We start from the raw sequence: 837 nt of genomic DNA, 5'->3' as shown, positions 1-837 counted from the left end.
CAGTAATATGCCTTCGAATTAATAGATTCATTAATTTCACACACGGTTAATGAATAATTCAATCCTCCCTGCGGGTGCATATTAAAATCAAGTCTTTTTTTATCAAACAGCACAAAATGTTTAATGACAACGGCAAAGCTCATTATATCTAAACCAAACCTAAACAGAATGTCATTTGTTTAGATAAAAAGATCGCATTGATTAAAACAATATGATAGTGACTCACTATACAGATATTTACATTTCTCCTTACCCTAACAATAAAATATATTTTTACTTTATTTTCAATATGTTAATTAAAGACAAAAATACAACGACGGCATTGCCACATCCTTACCATGACTCAGGCTCATTATCATCAATACGTTACCAACACGTAAAAAAGAATAATTATCAGTTATATTATGCGAATGAGAATAGATTTCATTATTTAAAATAATTTCATCAAAAATAGCCTCCCGTTGATTCAGGACAGCGATTACCCTGCTTCATAATAAGGCATTAAATATAAATAAGAATATCATGGCGATATGATTATAAAATATTGAAGTCGAATGAAGAGCAAAACTCAATGACATATTCCGGCAATAGTCGAGAATAATACCAATATCACTGTTACCTCTGCCTCAGCGTTATTCTGTCAAATAAGCCCTTACTCGTCTTCCCAATCATTGTTATTTATCCCCGATTCAGCAAGGCTATTTCCCGTCTTCTCCACAAAAATCGTTTTCGGCAATCTAAACCCCCGCAGTTTCAATAATGCCAGCGGCCCTTTCCCGACTTCGGTCCGCAGTACCCAGGTCAGCGGCAACCCCTCCGGCGTGGTAAATCTCAACC

At 35.5% G+C, this 837-nt stretch carries 1 protein-coding gene; it reads right to left on the bottom strand.

Features of this window, described 5'->3' with window-relative positions:
* Nucleotides 1–652 precede the first annotated feature (652 nt).
* Nucleotides 653–837 (bottom strand): hypothetical protein (locus EAE90_RS23265; protein WP_214055454.1); only part of this gene is annotated, 185 nt, incomplete at its 5' end.

This window comes from Photorhabdus caribbeanensis, assembly GCF_018448885.1.
In the GTDB taxonomy this organism is placed as follows: domain Bacteria; phylum Pseudomonadota; class Gammaproteobacteria; order Enterobacterales; family Enterobacteriaceae; genus Photorhabdus; species Photorhabdus caribbeanensis.
The sequence above is the reverse complement of the archived record's forward strand: the minus strand, read 5'-3'. Positions and strand labels throughout refer to the sequence as shown.